This window comes from Flagellimonas pacifica, from assembly GCF_900215465.1.
GTDB lineage: Bacteria > Bacteroidota > Bacteroidia > Flavobacteriales > Flavobacteriaceae > Flagellimonas > Flagellimonas pacifica.
In genome coordinates, this window is sequence record NZ_OBEH01000009.1 from 20669 (window position 1) to 33380 (window position 12712).

The following is a 12712-nucleotide window of genomic DNA, read 5'->3' on the forward strand; positions in this document are numbered from 1 at the left end:
TTAATAAGGTGTTTCAATTTTTAAATTTCAACACATAACTTACTGTAAATGCACCCCCATAAATATTTTGACCTGATGGCACGTACAAATACCATGGCTTTCCGTTTTTTAATAAGATCTGTGGTCGTTCAAATTTAGCATAAGGTCTATTTTTAGCACCGTAATGCACAGTTACATCTTTCATGTTAAAATCTACATATTGGTTGATACGATGAAAACCTTTTTCGTATCTATCAAAATGGATTCCATCATTAGATGTCCATAAAATTCCACCGCCAGATGTTATCATACCATGGTTATCTGTGGTCAATAGAGCAAACTTATCGTTGTACATAAAGGCATAGCCATCTTCAATATTGCGATCGTTCGCAGTAACAGGAAAAGGCATTTGAACATATGGTCCTTCCAAATTTTCTGCTATTGCCAATCCCATCCTTGCTTTCTCTGATTTGAAATAAAGAAAGAAACCTCCATTTGGATGCTGTAAAAAAGCTGGATTATTCACACCATTTCCTGCATTGTAATTCCAGTACTTCTTGTTTTTGGGAGGGCTTAGAATCATTCCATCCCCACCCACTCTATTCCATGGTCCATAAGGAGTATCGGCAAGTGCCATTCCAATTTGTTGATTAGATGGATGATGTGGTCTATTCGGGTTTGTATTTCCTATGTAAAGCAAAACATATTTGTTTCCCACTTTGTGAACGGTTGGATTGTGTGCTCCATATTTATCCCAAGTATCTTTTCCTGTTCCCTTTATTGCAATATCTGAAAATGTAAAAGGTCCCTCAGGTGAATCTCCAACATAATGCGCAATTTCACTTTGTGAACGCCAACCAGGTTCTACAGAGTTGCCAGGCCATCTAGCCACAAACAAATGTACTTTTCCATCATCTCCAACAATAGGTGAAGTGCCCCAAATAGTATATCCCGGTTCTTTAACGGCTATACCTTTGAACTCCCACATATCTGCAAAAGTGTTTTTTAAAAGTTCTGTGCTCACTTGACCGTTTACAAACTTTGAATACAAGAGCAACAACAAAATCGTTGTTAAGTTGATAAAATTTGGATAGTTCTTCATTTTGTAATACATGGTAAAAACCCAAACAGGAATAGTTTATTGGAAAAATAACGAATTACATTAATTGTTTGATTGAAAATCTGATTCCTAAATCATAATCAATATACATATGTGGTATATTAAACAGACCTGATTATTTATGTTATGAAAAATGATTCAAGATCGGATGCAAATTTGCAGTTATCCAAATCCACTTTTAAAACCATCAATAAAACTCAATTTATAACTTCATACTATTGCTGTCCAATTATTAGTAGTTTTAAACATGAATCATGCTCTTTTTAATAAGAAAAATGAAAAAGTATTAACCATTGCTTCCCTTTCAAAAAGTGTAATGAACACTCTTTTTGAAACACCTAACTTTTATGCCATATTTTTCTTTACCAAAGGTAAAGGCACTATACTCATGGACAAAATAGAAAGGGATATTCAGGACAATTACATTCTATTCTATTATCCATATCAACAACTGGAATTGAATGGGACTTTTGAAGGATTTTACATTCGGTTCCATCCTGATTTTTTCTGCATAGATATCCATGCCAAAGATATTGGCTGCCAAGGGCTTTTGTTTAACAATTTTTTAAATGATACCATTCTTCGCTGTTCTGTTGAAGAATACGAAGTACTCTACAACTCTTTTTTAGGTATAAAAAAAGAATTGTTGACCAAAGATATAGGACAGTTGGATATGGTATCCAGTCAACTGAAAATGTTCTTAATAAATGCTGTGAGAATCAAAAGAAGTCAACAACAAGGCCAGGTGCAAACCAAAGAAAACCTCCACCTCCAATTGGAGCAACTTATAGGAAAATACTACGCCACCGAAGCTTCACCTGAATTTTATACCAAAAAAATGGATGTATCATTGACTACATTTAACCGCTTGTGCAAAAAGTATTTTCGAAACAGTTTTGTTTCCATTCTAAATCAGAAAAAAATAGCTGTGGCAAAAAACCAACTGTTCCTAACCAATAACTCCATTAAAGATATTGCCTATCATGTTGGATTTAATGACCCACTGTACTTTACCCGGGTGTTTAAAAAATATAGTAGTGTTTCACCAAAAGAATTCAGAAAACAGCTAAAAGAAAACAGATTGGTTTAATTATCCATGTTTTGGTTTTATACTCCTAAAATTAGTGTTTATCTACCTTTTATTTTTGTTTCAAACCTTAAGCAATAGAAATTTAAGGTCATTACATTCGTCAATCCTGGCAATAAAACCAAGTAAGTAGCGGTATGATAATCAGGAGGATACCAGAAGATAAACAACACTTAAATATTAACACCATGAAACAAAATCAATTATGGCTAAACAGTCTAATAACCAGTAATCCACAAGAGGGTTTTGAGTTGGCAATAAAACTCTCAAGAATGGGTGTAAAATCTACACAACCCGATATGGAAGTTTTAAAAAAACTAAGAGTAGAATATGCCAATAGCGCTTCAGGGTTAACAATGGCCTCTCATGTAATAGCAGTAAATTTTCAAACTATTTCAGCAGCGAACAATTATTGGAGATAGTCAATAAATTTTAAGATATGTTGCAGTCTTAGCATGGCTGACACTAAATAGGTATACTTGGAAATTTCCATGATCTCACCCTACACAGATACTCATACTATGCTAAACTTTACCATGGCAACACCCCTAAAGACACTTACTTCTTAAATAGTTTTTGGAAATTGATTTAATCTCATTCAGCTGGTCACCAGCTTTGCCAAAGCTAATATTGGCTTGAGAATCCATTTCTCTTCCATTTTTATTAAACATATACCTTTCATCGAATATCAAAGAAATGAGCTTTAATAAAGTACAACATATGGCAAGAAAAACAGTTTAATAAGTAAAAATGCCCCATGAAAAGAATATTGGTTTTTGTTTTAAGCTGTTTATTGGTTACATCTTGTACCAAAGATGATGATTCGGAAAAAGATTTAGCAAAAGAACTAAGTGAACAACAAAAAGAATTTGTTAAAGAGTATAAGCATGTTGTAGTTGATGACTTAAATCTCAAATGGAAAAAAGAGATTAAGCTTTTTCTAGATGGTACCATAACCACCGATTATGAAGATATGGTTAAAAATACCTTGGCAACATTTAACAACTTTTTTTCAGATGGTATGAAAATCACTTTGGTCAATACCTTAGCTGAATCCAATGTACACCTTTACAATGGGCCAAAAAGTGAAATTGCCAATTTATGGCCAGATATTTACAATGCAATCGGTGATAGTGATGTGGGATATGGCTCTTCCTCTTGGTTTTCAAATTCCGCCGAAGGAGAAAAACTTATCGATTCTGGAAGAGTTTGGGTAAACCAAAATACAGGGATGCCGTTATTCTCGCATGAACTGGGTCATGTTTTAGGATTGGGACATAGCAGTCAAAAATATTGTGGTTCTTCAATTATGTGCAGTGTCCCTGCTCAGGAATTTTCATCTTTTGATATAGCAATGATGAAGATATTATATCATCCTCAGATTAAATCAGGAGCCACTTTTGAAGAAATTGAATCAATAGTAACAAAGTTATTGTTGAGCAATGAAATTTCATTTTAGACCATTAGGATAAGTAATCAAAAAAGCGGAGATTTTACTCCGCTTTTTTGATTGTTGTGGAACAAACGATTATATGTGGAATGTGCTGTTAATCTATTTTATATTTTCATTGGCGACCTGAATTTCAATGGAAGCTTTCTCTCCTGTAGCTTTCCAAAAATTATAGGTATTCCCCCAATAACTATCAGGTTCTCCTTTTCTAGCAAAATTCTCCAAATCCTTGTTAATGGAATCAATTTTTTCCTGGGCAAGTTTTGATGTAGATATGATAACGGTTAAAGCTTTAAATTCTTTTTGGGAGTCTTGAACAGACGGAATCCTCTCTCCATGTTCCGCTACAAGGTCTTCACTTGTAACTGTTATTATACGATCTGCCGTAAATTTTCCATATTCTCCGGTCGAAACAGGGTTTTCCGCTACCTGAATGGACTCCAATTCATCTTTGTCGATAAGTCCCATTACATAAAGCTCTACGTTACTATAAGGCAAGGAGTTGCCACCATTAGCGTTAGAGCCAAAACCTTCTCTACCATTTACTTTTCCATGGTATGTCCCATTGCCCAAATCGTCAAGCTCATCAAAACCTCCAAGTTGACCTCCGGCGCTCGAATAACCCCAATGTCCGCCAACTGTTGTTGATAGAAATCCATGATTGGCCCAATAATGGGCAATTTCATGTAAAAAAGGTCCGGAAACAATGTATTCTGTCCTAGGCATATAAATAACACTCTTTAACTTGCCTTGGGAGCCATAACTTGCAGTACCATCATAAGTGGAAGAGCCTATTCCCTGAATATCATTTTTTGCTTTATATGATATCCCGTAATACAAATCCTGCGGTTGACTTTCCTCCACAGATAGAATAAAAATGAAGTCAAATTCATCATTAAAATATTGATATACTTTTTTGGTAACCACCTTTAGGTCGCCATCGTCAGTTATAAATTTATTGTATTCCACATCCGACAGAACAAAGTTTACCAACTTCTTATCTTCATCTAACACAAAGCTTTCTTCAAATTCATTTGTATCTGATGGGTTTGTTACATCTGTATCGTTTGAATCTTCCTGGCTTTCTTCAGTATCTGTTGATTCTTCTTTATCAACAATTCCCACTTCTTCCAAACTATCTGTACTACACGATATGTTTGTAATTGAAAATAAAAAAAGGAAAAACAGGGCGTTAAAAAGGGAGATTACCCTTGGCGTAGAGGCTCTTAACATAAGTGTTCAATTTAAGGTTTGAGGTATGGTACTAACGCAGAAAAGGAGAACATATTTTATCAACCCCGGTCCTAAATGGCTGATTAGTTATAGCATAGTGTTTAAACCTATACGACCAACAACAAAACTGCTTTAAAACTTACAAGGGAAGTATGGATTTGCCATCCCTAACATCGGCAATTAAACTTTCAATAGTGGTTTCTTCCAAATTTTTTATAAACGAACTGTTTGCATCACCAACCAAGCGGTGCAGTGCACAGGGATTTTCATTATCGCACTCTTTTAAACTCAGCATACATGAACGTAGCCGTTGTTCACCGTCAATGATATCAACAATCTTAATTAATCGAATGGATTTGTTTTTGTCATCCAAATAAAAACCGCCTTTTGGCCCTCTTGAAGATGAAACAATATTGTGTTTGGAAAGTTCCTGTAACAATTTTGCCAAATAGGATTGCGGAACATTTATACGTTCATATATATCCTTTACCATCATTTTATTATTCTCATTGGTGTTCAATGCCAAAAAAAGGACCGCCTTCATGGCATATTTAGCAGAATTGGTAAGCATATACTTATTTCAATTTTTATACAATACTAAAAAGATGTTTTTGTCGCAAATATGACGAATATCATATTCTAACCTAATACAGGACAATACATTTGGTAAAAATTTAACAACTATTGTCCAATGAGAATTATTCTAAAAAACAGCATTTTCTTTTTCGTGTTACTCCTTTTAAGCTGTGGAGGGAAAGAAGAGAAAAAAAAGGATGGCTTTGAGGTTCAAAGACAAAAAACAAAGGAACAACCGGTAAAAGCTGCTGAAACAAATACACAAAAGGCCTCAGAAAAGATAGACCTTACCAACAAGGGTGTAGGGCCAATTACATCAATAAACATACCTGATGAAATAGATCAAACTCTTGCCGCTGAGGGCAAAGCTGTTTTTGATCAAATGTGTATGGCCTGTCACAGAGTGGGCAAAAAATTTATTGGTCCCGCTCCCAACGGTATTTTGGAAAGACGTAGTCCTGAATGGGTAATGAACATGATTCTTAACCCAGAAGGCATGGTAAAAGAAGACCCGTTGGCAAAAGAACTTTTATTAGAATTTAATGGATCACCCATGGCTAACCAGGGCCTTACAGAGGAACAGGCCAGAGCCGTGCTCGAATATTTTAGAACCTTATAACATTTTACTATGAAAGTACTGACCAAAATCAAATTATGCTTTGGTTCGTTACTAGCGGTTTTTATTATGATGAGCTGCAAGAACGAAGCTAAAACAGAGACTACCTCCACTAAAACGGAAGAAGCCCAAAAGAGTGCTAAAAAGCAAGGACAGGCATTCCTTAAAGATGACGAAGCCCAACCCAATGTTCTAGATATAGCCATTGGTTCCGAAGCTCACAGTACTCTAGTTGCCGCAGTACAAGCTGCTGAACTAGAGAATGCCTTGGTAAATGCAGGACCATTGATGGTTTTTGCTCCAACAAATGAGGCATTTGACGCCCTGCCCGAAGGAACCGTGGAGAACCTGTTAAAACCAGAAAACAAAAACGCATTGGCCAACATTTTAAAATACCATGTTACTCCTGGTAGGTATACCAAGGATTTTCTCAAAAAATTTAAAAAACTGGGGCAAGCCAATAACCAAAATGTCCCTGTAGAAGTTAAAGGGGATGATGTTTATGTGGGCGGAGCCAAAATTGTGGCCAGCGTTCCTGCTGGTAACGGAATAGTCCATGTAGTGGATAAAGTAATATTACCTCCTAATTAGAAAACGAAACTTTCATAAAAACGATGACAATGAAAAAAATACATTATTTACTGTTTACCCTAGCTGGAGTCGCCATGCTATTTACCAGCTGTAATCAGCAAGGGAACAAAAGCTCTAACGGAGCTCTTTCTTCAAGTGCAGCGGAAAAAGTATATGTGGCTCCAGGGGAGCATGATGAATATTACGCCTTTGTTTCTGGTGGATTTAGCGGTCAGTTATCCGTATATGGTCTTCCATCTGGGCGACTTTTTAAAGTAATTCCTGTGTTCTCTCAAGATGCTGAAAAAGCTTGGGGATATAATGAAGAAACCAAGCCCATGTTAAATACCTCCCATGGCTTTGTACCTTGGGATGATTCCCACCATCCTGATATTTCGCAAACCAATGGGGAACTTGATGGTCGCTACGTTTTTATTAACGGAAACAATACTCCTCGTATTGCAAAAATCGATTTATCCACTTTTGAGACTACAGAAATCATTGAAGTTCCCAACAGTGCGGGTAACCACAGTTCTTCCTTTGTAACCGAAAATACCGAATATGTGGTTGCAGGTACACGTTTTTCAGTTCCAGTACCACAAAGAGATATGCCCATCAAAGAATATAAAGGGAATTTTAAAGGAGCATTGACATTTATCAGTGTTGCTCCTGAAGATGGCGGTATGGATATCAAATTCCAGTTATTGATGCCTGGTTTTGACTATGACCTTTCTCACCCAGGTAGAGGGGCATCACATGGTTGGTTCTTCTTTACCACCTATAATACGGAAGAATCCCATACCTTGATGGAAGTTAATGCTTCACAAAACGATAAGGATTTTATTGCCGCTGTAAACTGGAAAAAAATAGAGGAATATGTAAATAACGGCGGTGGAACCATGATGCCATCAAATTATGCACATAACGTCTATGATGAGCATACCCATACGGCCACTTCTACCATGAAAAAAGAAGTATTGACCGTAGACCCAACTAAAGTTCCAGGTGCTGTTTATTTCTTACCTACTCCAAAATCCCCGCATGGCTGTGATGTAGATCCATCTGGAGAGTATATAGTTGGTAATGGTAAATTATCTGCAGATTTAACAGTGCATTCCTTTACCAAAATGTTAGCCGCCATAGAAAATGAGAAATTTGACGGTGAAGCGTATGGCATTCCAATCTTAAATTTTGAAGATGTTCTTGCAGGAACCGTAAGTCAACCAGGACTTGGGCCATTGCATACAGAATTTGATGGACAAGGAAATGCGTATACAACCTTCTTTATTTCCTCCGAAGTTGTAAAATGGAAATTGGGAACATGGGAAGTTGTAGACAGACAACCTTGTTATTACTCTGTGGGCCACTTGATGATTCCTGGAGGTAATTCAAGAAAACCTTTTGGAAAATATGTGTTGGCCATGAACAAGATAACCAAAGACCGTTATCTACCAACAGGGCCAGAGGTAACACAATCAGCTCAATTATATGATATCTCCGGTGAAAAAATGGAGTTGTTGTTAGACTTTCCAACTGTAGGTGAACCACACTATGCCGCCGGTATTGCTGCAGATATTGTAAAGCAGAGATCTAAGAAAATCTTTAGTCTTACGGACAATAAACATAAATATGCCACCACCTCAGATGCCGATGTTAGAGTTGAGCGTAATGGAAAAGAAGTTCATATTTATATGACCATGATCAGAAGTCACTTCAACCCAGATAATATTGAAGGTGTTAAAGTAGGTGACAAGGTATACTTCCATGTAACCAACCTGGAGCAAGATTATGATGTTCCCCATGGTGTAAGTGTAATCGGCGCTAATACCTCAGAGCTTTTAATCATGCCAGGACAAACGGAAACATTTGTTTGGGAACCCAAACAAGTTGGTGTATGGCCATTTTATTGTACAGATTTCTGTTCTGCTCTCCATCAAGAAATGCAGGGTTATATCAGAGTATCTCCAGCTAATTCAAACATTGATCTAAGCTGGTCACTAGGAGAAGATTAAACTAAACAAATATTAACTCTCTTTATGAAAAGCGGGAGGGGAAGCCCTTCCGCTTTTTACAAATACACAAGTATTGAACAGATGAAAAAGAAAGCTAAAATTTTGATGTTTGCAGGTGCATTATTGCCCCTATTGCTCTTTGTGTTTCCACTTTGGAAAATAACCTTGGAAGCCCCTCAATATCCTACTCCTTTAGGTATGTACATCTACATCAACGATTTTGCAGATGCCAATCCTCATGACATCAAAAATATCAACTTGATGAATCACTATGTTGGCATGAAATACATTCCAGATGCCATACCAGAATTTAAAATATTCCCTGCCGGTATTATCATAACCACTATTATTGGGCTTCTAATTGCCTTTAAAGCCAATTACAAATGGTATTTATACTGGTTTATTTTGATGGGGGTCTTAAGTGCCGCTGGGCTTTACGACTTCTATTTATGGGAGCATGACTATGGATATGACCTTGACCCAAAGGCCATCATGAAGTTTACTAATCCTGATGGCTCCATAATGGGCTTTCAGCCTCCCCTTTTTGGCTCAAAGGATATTCTTAACTTTACTGCACACTCCTACCCCCAATTGGGTGCATTTGGTCTTGCTTTGGGTATGGGGATTTCTTTTGTCGCTTACTTGATTGGAAAGAAAAACAACAAAATTCAATAATATGAAAAGGCAATTTGGGGCTTACATATTAATTGTTATGGCAGCAACTGCTTTTATTCAATGTAGTATCAAGCCCCAACCTATTGTCTATGGCACTGACGGATGTCATTTTTGCAGTATGACCATAGTAGATACCCAACATGCTGCCCAAATGGTTACCAAAAAAGGTAAAGCATTTAAGTTTGATGCCATTGAGTGCATGATCAATTACCGCAATGAAATTGATGCTGATGACATAGCCCAATATGTATGTAACCATTACACAGCTCCAGAGGAATTAATTGATGCCACACAGGCAACCTTCCTAATCAGTGAGGGAATCCCAAGCCCAATGGGCGCCTATTTAACCGCTTTTGATTCTAAAACTGGGGCCGAATCAGCACAAAGCAAGCACGAAGGCAAATTATTTACGTGGGATGAATTGTTGGAACACCTCAATAACTGAATTCGAAAACCCTGAGCACCGTATAGCACTATGAAAGAACTAGTATTGGTTTTACTCCTCCTATTGGGCTTGTTCTCCCATGCCAAAACAATTGAAATATGCGCTTCATGTGAAGTAAAGACAATCAAAAACGGCATTGTAAAAGCTTCAGATTTTGATACCCTTCTTATCAAAAAAGGTACTTATAAAGAATTCAATATCATAGTTGACAAGCCCCTCACCCTACTGGGAGAAAATTATCCGGTAATAGATGGAGAAGATAAAGGTGAAATTATCACCATAATATCAGATAATGTAACAGTAGATGGTCTTTTCATTATAAATGTCGGTACAAGTTACACCTCTGACTATGCTGCTGTAAGAGTTGTAAAGAGCAAAAAATTCTTAATCCAGAATGTTGTCTTGGAGAAGCTCTTTTTTGGCATTTATTTAGAAAAATCCAGAGATGGTAAAGTCTATCACAACAAAATTATAGGTGACGCGGTGGAAGAATTCAATTCTGGTAACGGAATACAATTGTGGTACTGCAAGAACATTGAAGTGGAGCAAAACATTGTACAACATGTACGGGACGGTATTTATTTGGAATTTTCCGATGATATCATAATCAAGAACAACATCAGTTCCAACAACGTGCGCTATGGGTTACATTTTATGTTTTCAAATAACGATATTTATGAAGACAATGTTTTTGAGAAGAATGGATCTGGTGTAGCCGTCATGTTTTCTAAAAAAATTAAAATGTACAATAATACATTTAGCGAAAATTGGGGAACGGCATCATTTGGTATACTGTTAAAAGAAATAAACGATGCAGAAATAATCGGAAATACATTTGAACAAAATACGGTCGGCATCAGTATAGAAGGCTCCAATAGGATCAAATATTCAAAGAATGATTTCATCAATAATGGCTGGGCGCTAAAAGTTAGGGGCGCATGTTATGGCAATACATTTTCTTCCAATAACTTTATGCACAACTCCTTTGATGTTTCCTATAATAGCAAATTGAACGACAATCTTTTTCAAGGGAATTACTGGAGCAAATACACCGGATACGACCTAGATAAAAATGGAACTGGTGATGTCCCCTACCGCCCCGTAAAACTCTTTTCCTATATTGTTAACCGTACCCCTGAAACCATTGTTTTATTACGAAGTCTGTTCATGGATATTATCGATTTTTCGGAAAAAGTATCTCCCGTCTTTACTCCTGACAACTTGATGGACAATGCCCCCTTAATGAAAAAAATGTAATGATAGCTGTAACTGACCTTTATAAAAAATTTGGAAAAAACCAGGTGTTAACTGGATTGAATCTCACTATTGATGGAGGTGGAGTTTTTGCCGTACTAGGACCCAATGGTTCTGGAAAAACCACATTGATAAAAAGTATTTTAGGAATGGTCACCATGAACAGGGGAGAAATATTGGTCATGGAAAATCCTGTAAAAACTAAATGGAAATACCGCAAAGAAATCAATTACCTTCCACAGATAGCCAATTTTCCGGGAAACCTTAAAGTAAAGGAACTTATCAGAATGATCATAGATCTAAGACAAAAACCTAGTGATTCTGAAAGGTTGATCAAGATGTTCAAATTGGAACCTTTTTTAGATAAAAAATTCTCGACTTTATCAGGAGGTACAAAACAAAAAGTAAACCTTGTGCTTACTTTTATGTTTGATAGTCCCCTACTCATTTTGGATGAGCCCACCACTGGGTTAGATCCTGCTGCCTTGATCAAGCTTAAAGAATTGTTACAAGAAGAAAAGAAAAAGGGCAAGACCATTTTGGTAACCTCACATATATTGCAATTTGTTGAGGAAGTAGCTGATGAAATTGTATACCTACTTGAAGGAAAAATATACTTTAAGGGGGGCATTTCACAATTAAAGACTATGACCAAACAAACTGATTTTGAACACGCCATTGTGGCCATTGCAACTCAAGAAATACATGCTTAAGATTCTAAAATATAGTTTTTACGACCTTATGCGTAGCCGATGGAGCTACGTATATTTCTTTTTCTATCTGGCATTGGGGTTTGTACTGTTGTTTTTAAACAATGATGTATCCAAAGCGGTTATAACACTCATGAACGTCATTATTGTTCTGGTACCCTTAATAGCTACCATTTTTGGTGTAATGTACTACTACAACTCTAAGGAGTTTACAGAATTGTTACTGGCACAACCTATTAAACGCACTTCTATTTTTCTGGGTCAATATTTCGGAGTAGCGGGCTCTTTGTCTTTGAGTCTGGTACTTGGCCTGGGTATTCCATTCATCTTTTATGGACTTTTTAGGAGTAATGCCATCTGGGATTTCTCACTTTTATTGGTTACCGGAGGGTTTCTTACCTTGATTTTTACAGCGCTGGCATTCAATATTGCGCTTTCAAACGAAAACAAGATTAAAGGTTTTGGCTACGCCGTTCTGTTATGGTTGTTCTTAGCAGTTATTTATGATGGATTGTTTTTAATGTCGTTGATTGTATTTGAAGAATATCCCCTGGATACCTTCTCATTGGTTTCCACTATGCTCAATCCCATAGATTTATCAAGGACTCTTATTCTATTAAAATTGGACATTTCTGCATTATTGGGATATACTGGAGCTACTTTCAAGAAGTTTTTTGGAACGGATTTTGGTTTTTTCGTGTCGATGGGCATTCTAATACTGTGGACCATATTCCCAATTTGGAGATTAGTGTACAAGGCTAGAAAAAAAGATTTTTAGAAATTGTGTAGCTTTTGATTCGATAAATAGGCAAGATTAGAAAAACATTGTCTAAACAAAAATCAATTACCTTTCTATCAATAAGTTATAAGACAAATTCCTACCAACAAAAGGCAATCGCTCTCTTTGATTTAAAATCACCCTATTGACATTCTTCTAAATTAATTGTCAAAAAACGTAAAAAACGCTGATCAATCCTCCGATATT

The 12712-nt window shown here is 36.5% G+C and carries 14 protein-coding genes; 11 read left to right on the forward strand and 3 right to left on the reverse strand.

Translation table 11 applies throughout. The features are described from left to right. Positions 1 to 13: 13 nt before the first annotated feature. Complete coding sequence (locus CRO15_RS19150) at positions 14 to 1081, reverse strand: glycoside hydrolase family protein (RefSeq protein ID WP_165770007.1); 1068 nt, start codon at positions 1079 to 1081, stop codon at positions 14 to 16. A 265-nt stretch (positions 1082 to 1346) separates the two neighbouring features. On the opposite strand from CRO15_RS19150, the gene CRO15_RS19155 reads away from it, so the two are divergent. The 3 genes from CRO15_RS19155 to CRO15_RS19165 all read left to right on the forward strand — a co-directional run bounded on the left by CRO15_RS19155 (position 1347) and on the right by CRO15_RS19165 (position 3645). Further along, on the forward strand, positions 1347 to 2189 hold the full coding sequence (locus tag CRO15_RS19155; RefSeq protein WP_097047468.1) for a helix-turn-helix transcriptional regulator: 843 nt from the start codon (positions 1347 to 1349) through the stop codon (positions 2187 to 2189). Between the two features lie 185 nt (positions 2190 to 2374). Then, on the forward strand, positions 2375 to 2608 hold the full coding sequence (locus CRO15_RS19160) for a hexameric tyrosine-coordinated heme protein (RefSeq protein ID WP_097047537.1): 234 nt from the start codon (positions 2375 to 2377) through the stop codon (positions 2606 to 2608). 335 nt (positions 2609 to 2943) lie between these two features. Beyond that, a complete protein-coding gene (locus CRO15_RS19165) occupies positions 2944 to 3645 on the forward strand; it encodes a DUF2927 domain-containing protein (RefSeq protein ID WP_097047469.1) in 702 nt (233 codons plus the stop codon). 93 nt (positions 3646 to 3738) lie between these two features. Here CRO15_RS19165 and CRO15_RS19170 read toward each other — a convergent pair whose 3' ends face one another. Together CRO15_RS19170 and CRO15_RS19175 are read right to left on the reverse strand one after the other, a co-directional pair. Then, positions 3739 to 4869, reverse strand: a complete 1131-nt coding sequence (locus CRO15_RS19170; protein ID WP_097047470.1) for a hypothetical protein — start codon at positions 4867 to 4869, stop codon at positions 3739 to 3741. Positions 4870 to 5008: 139 nt separating this feature from the next. Then, positions 5009 to 5440 (reverse strand): RrF2 family transcriptional regulator, encoded by a 432-nt coding sequence (locus tag CRO15_RS19175; RefSeq protein ID WP_097047471.1) that lies wholly within the window; start codon positions 5438 to 5440, stop codon positions 5009 to 5011. A 120-nt stretch (positions 5441 to 5560) separates the two neighbouring features. On the opposite strand from CRO15_RS19175, the gene CRO15_RS19180 reads away from it, so the two are divergent. From CRO15_RS19180 to CRO15_RS19215, 8 genes are all read left to right on the forward strand, one after another. Continuing rightward, positions 5561 to 6064, forward strand: coding sequence for a c-type cytochrome (locus tag CRO15_RS19180; RefSeq protein ID WP_097047472.1), 504 nt, complete (start codon positions 5561 to 5563; stop codon positions 6062 to 6064). 9 nt (positions 6065 to 6073) lie between these two features. Continuing rightward, positions 6074 to 6652: a fasciclin domain-containing protein gene (locus tag CRO15_RS19185; protein ID WP_097047473.1), complete on the forward strand. Its 579-nt coding sequence runs from the start codon at positions 6074 to 6076 to the stop codon at positions 6650 to 6652. Between the two features lie 29 nt (positions 6653 to 6681). Then, positions 6682 to 8643, forward strand: coding sequence for a Sec-dependent nitrous-oxide reductase (nosZ, locus tag CRO15_RS19190; protein ID WP_097047474.1), 1962 nt, complete (start codon positions 6682 to 6684; stop codon positions 8641 to 8643). A 105-nt stretch (positions 8644 to 8748) separates the two neighbouring features. Beyond that, complete coding sequence (locus tag CRO15_RS19195; RefSeq protein WP_097047538.1) at positions 8749 to 9318, forward strand: hypothetical protein; 570 nt, start codon at positions 8749 to 8751, stop codon at positions 9316 to 9318. Position 9319: 1 nt separating this feature from the next. After that, positions 9320 to 9763, forward strand: coding sequence for a nitrous oxide reductase accessory protein NosL (locus CRO15_RS19200; protein ID WP_097047539.1), 444 nt, complete (start codon positions 9320 to 9322; stop codon positions 9761 to 9763). A 30-nt stretch (positions 9764 to 9793) separates the two neighbouring features. Then, on the forward strand, positions 9794 to 11020 hold the full coding sequence (locus tag CRO15_RS19205) for a nitrous oxide reductase family maturation protein NosD (protein WP_097047475.1): 1227 nt from the start codon (positions 9794 to 9796) through the stop codon (positions 11018 to 11020). Further along, positions 11020 to 11730: an ABC transporter ATP-binding protein gene (locus tag CRO15_RS19210; protein WP_097047476.1), complete on the forward strand. Its 711-nt coding sequence runs from the start codon at positions 11020 to 11022 to the stop codon at positions 11728 to 11730. The genes CRO15_RS19205 and CRO15_RS19210 overlap by 1 nt, the downstream gene beginning before the upstream one ends. Then, positions 11723 to 12505 carry an ABC transporter permease gene (locus tag CRO15_RS19215; protein ID WP_097047477.1) on the forward strand — a complete coding sequence of 261 codons (783 nt, stop codon included), beginning with the start codon at positions 11723 to 11725 and terminating at the stop codon, positions 12503 to 12505. The genes CRO15_RS19210 and CRO15_RS19215 overlap by 8 nt, the downstream gene beginning before the upstream one ends. The last annotated feature ends 207 nt before the right edge of the window (positions 12506 to 12712 follow it).

What these genes read in the sequence shown, in the direction of transcription:
- CRO15_RS19150 (WP_165770007.1), bottom strand. Translation starts at nt 1,081, where the DNA reads ATGAAGAACTATCCAAATTTTATCAACTTAACAACGATTTTGTTGTTG.
- CRO15_RS19155 (WP_097047468.1), top strand. Translation starts at nt 1,347, where the DNA reads ATGAATCATGCTCTTTTTAATAAGAAAAATGAAAAAGTATTAACCATT.
- CRO15_RS19160 (WP_097047537.1), top strand. Translation starts at nt 2,375, where the DNA reads ATGAAACAAAATCAATTATGGCTAAACAGTCTAATAACCAGTAATCCA.
- CRO15_RS19165 (WP_097047469.1), top strand. Translation starts at nt 2,944, where the DNA reads ATGAAAAGAATATTGGTTTTTGTTTTAAGCTGTTTATTGGTTACATCT.
- CRO15_RS19170 (WP_097047470.1), bottom strand. Translation starts at nt 4,869, where the DNA reads ATGTTAAGAGCCTCTACGCCAAGGGTAATCTCCCTTTTTAACGCCCTG.
- CRO15_RS19175 (WP_097047471.1), bottom strand. Translation starts at nt 5,440, where the DNA reads ATGCTTACCAATTCTGCTAAATATGCCATGAAGGCGGTCCTTTTTTTG.
- CRO15_RS19180 (WP_097047472.1), top strand. Translation starts at nt 5,561, where the DNA reads ATGAGAATTATTCTAAAAAACAGCATTTTCTTTTTCGTGTTACTCCTT.
- CRO15_RS19185 (WP_097047473.1), top strand. Translation starts at nt 6,074, where the DNA reads ATGAAAGTACTGACCAAAATCAAATTATGCTTTGGTTCGTTACTAGCG.
- nosZ (WP_097047474.1), top strand. Translation starts at nt 6,682, where the DNA reads ATGAAAAAAATACATTATTTACTGTTTACCCTAGCTGGAGTCGCCATG.
- CRO15_RS19195 (WP_097047538.1), top strand. Translation starts at nt 8,749, where the DNA reads ATGTTTGCAGGTGCATTATTGCCCCTATTGCTCTTTGTGTTTCCACTT.
- CRO15_RS19200 (WP_097047539.1), top strand. Translation starts at nt 9,320, where the DNA reads ATGAAAAGGCAATTTGGGGCTTACATATTAATTGTTATGGCAGCAACT.
- CRO15_RS19205 (WP_097047475.1), top strand. Translation starts at nt 9,794, where the DNA reads ATGAAAGAACTAGTATTGGTTTTACTCCTCCTATTGGGCTTGTTCTCC.
- CRO15_RS19210 (WP_097047476.1), top strand. Translation starts at nt 11,020, where the DNA reads ATGATAGCTGTAACTGACCTTTATAAAAAATTTGGAAAAAACCAGGTG.
- CRO15_RS19215 (WP_097047477.1), top strand. Translation starts at nt 11,723, where the DNA reads ATGCTTAAGATTCTAAAATATAGTTTTTACGACCTTATGCGTAGCCGA.